At 47.3% G+C, this 6,000-nt stretch carries 6 protein-coding genes; 3 read left to right on the top strand and 3 right to left on the bottom strand.

Going from position 1 to position 6,000, the window contains the following annotated elements; all coding sequences use genetic code 11:
- From V6C16_RS01260 to V6C16_RS01250, 3 genes are all read right to left on the bottom strand, one after another.
- Nucleotides 1-222 (bottom strand): DNA-binding protein (locus V6C16_RS01260; RefSeq protein WP_333542730.1); only part of this gene is annotated, 222 nt, incomplete at its 3' end.
- Between the two features lie 9 nt (nt 223-231).
- On the bottom strand, nt 232-486 hold the full coding sequence (locus tag V6C16_RS01255) for a hypothetical protein (RefSeq protein ID WP_072311413.1): 255 nt from the start codon (nt 484-486) through the stop codon (nt 232-234).
- Complete coding sequence (locus tag V6C16_RS01250) at nt 483-908, bottom strand: hypothetical protein (protein WP_333535643.1); 426 nt, start codon at nt 906-908, stop codon at nt 483-485. The genes V6C16_RS01255 and V6C16_RS01250 overlap by 4 nt, the downstream gene beginning before the upstream one ends.
- Before the next feature lie 516 nt (nt 909-1,424).
- On the opposite strand from V6C16_RS01250, the gene V6C16_RS01245 reads away from it, so the two are divergent.
- From V6C16_RS01245 to V6C16_RS01235, 3 genes are all read left to right on the top strand, one after another.
- Nucleotides 1,425-2,111 (top strand): LexA family transcriptional regulator, encoded by a 687-nt coding sequence (locus tag V6C16_RS01245; protein WP_296986121.1) that lies wholly within the window; start codon nt 1,425-1,427, stop codon nt 2,109-2,111.
- 222 nt (nt 2,112-2,333) lie between these two features.
- Entirely contained in the window at nt 2,334-4,424 is a 2,091-nt protein-coding gene (locus V6C16_RS01240; protein WP_333535642.1) for a DUF6538 domain-containing protein, read from the top strand.
- A gap of 146 nt (nt 4,425-4,570) precedes the next feature.
- On the top strand, nt 4,571-5,407 hold the full coding sequence (locus V6C16_RS01235) for a hypothetical protein (protein WP_333535641.1): 837 nt from the start codon (nt 4,571-4,573) through the stop codon (nt 5,405-5,407).
- The last annotated feature ends 593 nt before the right edge of the window (nt 5,408-6,000 follow it).

The following is a 6,000-nucleotide window of genomic DNA, read 5'->3' as shown; positions in this document are numbered from 1 at the left end:
GCTGGCGGCTGCCACGCGGGCTTCGCGCAGCATGGCAGAGGCAATTGCATCGCGCGTGGCCGGGGGCATTCTGGAGATTATCCATTGGTTTCCGCCTCCTAAACCACTCCGTCGCGCAGATTCCCAGCTTTCACGCTTGGCACGCGCCTGTACGGCGCGTTCTGTTATCGCCAACAGTCCGGCAATGTCTCGCGTTGCGTATGTCTCTGTTGCCATTGCCATAGCCTGTTCCTACTGCGCCGCCCGGCGTGGGTCGCAAAGCAGGTTTTCCGGCACGCCGTGTTTACGAAACCAATCAAGTACAACAGGACTATGTATCTCGCCGCTGACCGTACGGGCAACTGCAACGCCAGACACACCAAGCATGCGCCCCAGAGCCGCATAAGATGGTACTGCGTTAGCATCCATCACTTCCCGCAAGCGCCAGCGGTACTTGCAACGCTTTGCACCAAGTTCAAGGCGCTGTGGGGCCGACACACGGCTCATAGTTCTTCCTCCAGTTTACGGGCTTGTTTGCGGGCTTTTTTCTGCTCAAGAATGGCGCGGGCGTAATCCCGCAACTTGCGATCATCTTCCGTCATGATGTCCAGACCTACAGCGCGCAGCATGGCGCGCAGGTGGGCCGGGTTGTCTGTTGCTTTGTAGTAGGCCAGCAGCATCAGGACAGATGGCGGACGGCTATCGTCCGAAGGGGATAAAATCTTGTGCAGCATTTCTTCGCTGACGCCGCTAGCGTTGCCGCCAGTCAGCTTGATGCCGCTGGCCCGCGCTATAGCGTTTAATTTGTCTGGGAGTGCCTTGCGGCCCTCTCCCTCTGGCGCACCAGCAACGCCGCGCATAGCCGCTTTGATGGCGGGCAATGCTCCGGCAAGCTGGGCAATATCGTCTATGAGAGAGAGTTGGCGCATGGTGTGGGCCTCTACTTGCCCATTGCTGCTAACGCGGCCCGAATAGTTGCATGGGACATGCGCACAGCCTCAATCCGGGCTTGGTTTCCCCATCCGGGGCGAAATTCATAATTTCCCCCAAAACGTGCAGAGCGAGACACAACCAATTCCCAGCACGGCACAACGCATTCAAGAATGTAAGCGCCAGCAGCATTGCTGAAAGCTGGGCTTTCTTCGGGGAGACTGCTGGCCCCATCCGGCAGGTAAGCTAGTTCTCTGGGACATGGGTAATTCATTGGTTGCCTCCGCTTGTCCAAAATTTGGTTTGGTCTGGACGTTGACCCTATGCGCGGCGGCCTGTTAGTTTGGTTTTGCGTGTAAATATTAACCGCCCGCAAGAAGAGTATTAGCTAAAAATTAAGAACATATCAAGCTAAAAGTCATTTCGTTCTTCACTTTTACTAAAAATTGCTAACCAAGTGATTTAGCTAAAAATCTTCTAAGATGGGCATTTCGGTCTTATTTTCGGAGTTCTACATGGAAAGAGCGAAATCTTTCGAGGCCAAGTTGGCGCGAATAATGAAAGCCGCACAAATTGAAAAAGAAGCCGATCTAGCTAAAATGCTTGAAATCAATCAATCATCAATTGCTGCGGCCAGAAAGAGACAACAAATTCCGCCTGCATGGATAGAAAAGATAGCAGAGAAACTTAATATAAATGCAAACTGGCTTTTCTTTGGGCAGGGAGAAATGACTTTCTCTAAAGACATAAATTCTTGCATTATAGCTAAAGACTGTGATGTAGAATTAAAGCTTATTCCGATGGCCGAGGCTCGACTTTCAGCCGGTAACGGCAGCCTCGAGGTGAACGGAGACTGCGAGAGAAGCTATGCCTTCCGCATGGACTTCTTGTTGCGCAAGGGCAATCCAGACAAAATGGTTCTGATGCGCGTAGCTGGCGACAGCATGCAGCCAGAGATCATGGATGGAGACGTGGTTCTGTTGGACCAGAGCAAAACGAACATCATCCCAGGCAGGATTTTTGCGGTAGGATTCGAAGAGGCTATCTATCTGAAAAGAATAGATATGATACCGGGAAAAGTAATTTTAAAAAGCGTCAATGAAGAGGCGTACCCGCCCATTGAGCTTGATATGCGTGGTGATATGGCTGAGTTCTTCCGCGTGATCGGTAAGGTTATCTGGAGCGGCCGCGAGTACCGCTAGCCAGAATGAGATGCAGGCGATAAGACGCCGCTAATTAAGTGCCAACAAGAACGCAAAAACGCGCAAGAAAGCAGCAAGAATACTGATTTTTTGCGCGTTTTTGTTTTTGGCTCTGGCGCAGCCGAAAACCCTTGATGCAAGCGGACGCGAAAGGCAAAAGCCCCTCTTTCTCTCAGTGCCAATCTTAACGCTACCCTAGTCAAAGGTTGTACACACGGAGGCATGAGCGCCTTGTCTTTTACCCCACCAAAACCATGCCGGGTTCCCCGTAGCCGCTCCTTTTATTTTCGCCTGCGAGTCCCTACAGACTTGCTTGAAGCCTATGCGCCAAAGACTGAATTGAAGTTCAGCCTCAAGACTGAAGACTACAAAGAAGCTCAGTCTCGTATCCTGCTCAGGGCGCAGCAGCTTGAACAAGAATTCTGTGAGCATCGCCGGAAGCTCAAAGCCCAGCCACAGCGCCCTAAAGCTGCTCCAGCCGAAGCAAAGCCAACTCTTGAAGTCAAACCCGCCCTGACCTCTTTCAATCAAATCTCAGCCCTTGAGCTTGAACGGCTGGCGCTTCTCTATCCTCATGAAGCCTTAAGCAAAGACGAAGCAAAACGCAGGGCACCTCTTCGCCCAGACCTTGAGCAGGCCAAGGCCGCTTGGGATGAGCAGCAAGCCTTTCTGAAGACACTCAACGAGAGCCAGGGCCTACCTTATACGCCCAAGCCGTTCCGGCAGCTTTCGGGCATGAGTGACGAAGAAAGGCAAGAAGCAGACCACCACGCCGCTTTGTTTGTGGTGGCCGCCCCTGCGTTCATGCAGGACGGTGAGACCCACATCATTGAGGCTGTAGTAGACAGCTATCTTGAAGAGCACGGCATTGCAGCCCCGGACACTGAAGAGGAGCGCCAGACCTCCCCAGAATACCGAAAGTTCTGCCTTGATATGCTGGTGCAGGAAACCGCAGTGCAGCAGGCTATTTTACAACGCTCACGGGGAACGTGGGTCAATACCCCCGCAAAGCCGAATGGACGCCAAAAGCCCTCAGCAGCGGCGATATTAGAACAAAATGAAATACCCCAGCAAAACCCCCAAGGGCAGACCGTAGATCAAAATTTGATTCCATCTGAGAACAACCCGCCTTTCTCTGTAGTCTGGGAACGGTATCTTGAGGAGCGCAAGCCATCAGCGGGAACAGTGAGAAGCTTTGCCGCAGCCGTAAGGCGTTTCACTGAGCTGGTGGGGGACTTGCCTATCAAGGGCATAACAAAGGCCCACATTCGACAATACAAAGATGTTCTTGTTACACTTCCTACTTACCTTCCCCGAAGGCTGGACAAAGAAAAATTCCCCGCTGTGCTGAAATGGGTTGAAAAGCAAAAAGCGAAAGGGAAGGTCTTCACTCTTCTTTCTACAAAGACGATTAACGAAGGAAGACTTGCAGCCCTAAGCACTGTCTTTACCCATGCAATACGGAACGGCTATATTGATTTGAACCCTGCCGCAGGTATTAGAGTCTTTGAACAGCGAGTAAGAACACGCATTCCATTGAAAACGCCCTACACTGAACAGGATATTGAAACTATATTCAAGAAATCCAGCCTGTTTAATACCAAGTCAACTCTTGGCACGTTGCCCAAGGCTCAAAAAGCCACCAGACGCCGGGGAAAGCAATACCCGGCATGGTCAGCCGAAGACGTTAGGACAGATTATAGGTGGCTTCTGCTTCTGGGCCTGTACACGGGAGCAAGGATTGAAGAGCTTTCCCACCTCAGGCTTGATGACATATTACAACGTCAAGGCATTTCCTGCTTATCTATTCACGAAAGCGAAGACGGAACACGGACAATAAAAACCGCAGCCGCCCAGCGCTTAATCCCAATCCACCCCAGCCTCCTTGAACTTGGCTTTATGTCTCACGTTCAGAAAATCAAAAACCAGTTTGGAGAACAAGCCCAGCTCTTCCCCACATTTGTTCCCAATGCACAGAACAAAATGAGTGACAGGTTTACCGATTGGTGGAAAAAGTATTCTGAAGAAATCGGGATACGGCCCAGCGGCGAAGAGCAGGGCGGGCAGGGAAGGCCGAAGAGCTTTCACAGCTTCAGGCATTTGTTTAAAAACATGGGGCTTAATTCTGGGGTTAGTCAAGATCATCTGGATGAAATCCAAGGGCATGCAGATAACGGCGTGTCTAGTGGGTATGCCTTGGATGAAGACGGCATGAGGTTTAACCAGAAGGTACTTTTTGCAGCTTTAGCCAAAATGCGGTTTTGGAATGTGACTGAGGGGATTGAAACAAGCATAAAGCAGAGGGGGAAATAGAAGAAGCCCACCGGATTCAAACCGCTGTTGATGAACAGATGCAAGGCATGATGAATGAACGCCTTATCGACAATGAGCAAACAGTTAATAGTCCCATACACTGAATATACACAGGAAATAAATCATAAATAAAATAAGGTTACCATATGAAACAATCATATTTTGGCAATTATTACCACCTTCTTGTGAGTGAAGCTGGGCTAATTGAATGGATGTTGTACACAGGACTAACATTAACAAGAAATAGTAATGAAGCCCCTACGGGAAAAACTTGTGCTGGATTTTATAATTTATCAATTGGAATAGAAAGATTATGTAAATTAATAGTAATAATAGATTATATGGCTAATAACGATTTAACACCACCACCAAAATCAACAATAAAAAGCTATTCTCATGATATCACAAAATTAATTTCACAGATAATAATTAACTGCCCATTAGTACCTTCAAATAAAATTGAAATATGCTACAATCACAAAGTGACTCATAAACTAATTTCTCTTTTATCAGAATTCGGGAGCACAACACGCTATCAAAACATTAATGAATTCAGCAGCAATGATAAAACAACAGACCCCTTAATAAAATGGCAAGCAATACTAGAAGAAATTTATAAAGAAGAAATTCCTGAACGCATAAAAAACGACATAGAGGATGAAGGCTCATTTTATTATAATCTAGTAAGTGAAAATGCTTCATTTTTACATTTTGATTTAAACAGAAAAATAATTCCACCTCACAAAATTTTTACTCATGCTAAAATACAAGAAAAAGCAATTGCACGGGCAACAAGATATTTAGTACATTTTTTACTTAACTTAAGAGAAGCTTTAATAGATATTGGCAATGAGGCCCAGAATATTAACACGTCTGAATGCCATAATACAATGACTATCCCTTGCTTTGGTGATTTTTTTCGTGGCCTTTTGATTAGTAGTGAACACCAACTTCTCACCAAAAAGAAATGGCAAAATTTTTAAGCAGCCTCCCCCAAGCCCACACCCCACTTATCCCCCAAATCCCGTGCGAAAATACAGAACCCGACCCATTGCCTACCTTGGACAACTTCAGGCCGTGAAAAGTAGCAAAAGGCTGCAATGGCTGGGACTTGGAATTAGGTTCCACCATAGAGAGAAGAGGCGGCCAGCTTGAGGCCAGAGGAGAACCAACGCCAAAACGGGCTGTTTGAATTAAATCAGCATGTTACGAATTAGGTTCCACCATTCGGAGAACCACCGCTAAGTTAGCGCCTGACTGTCGAAGTAGGCAAAGCTCCTAATTTCAAAAATTTCATATAGTTATCAAATACCTTCCACCATTCGGAGAAAGGCGTCCTGAATTACCTTCCATCATAGAGAGAAGGCCACTCAGAAAAATCAAGTCTTATTGTTTAAATTCAGCATGTTACTAATAAGGTTGCACCATAGAGAGAAGCGCCGCTATTTTTATGGCCTGCTATTAAAGGAGCGCCTAAGCCTCATTTCAATAATTTCACACTGTTAGAATTAAGTTGCACTATAGAAAGAAGACCAGCTCACTTTGAGCCTTTCCCAAAGACCAACCATAGAAAATC

The organism is Desulfovibrio sp. 1188_IL3213 (genome assembly GCF_036763145.1).
Lineage (GTDB): Bacteria > Desulfobacterota > Desulfovibrionia > Desulfovibrionales > Desulfovibrionaceae > Desulfovibrio.
The sequence above is the reverse complement of the archived record's forward strand: the minus strand, read 5'-3'. Positions and strand labels throughout refer to the sequence as shown.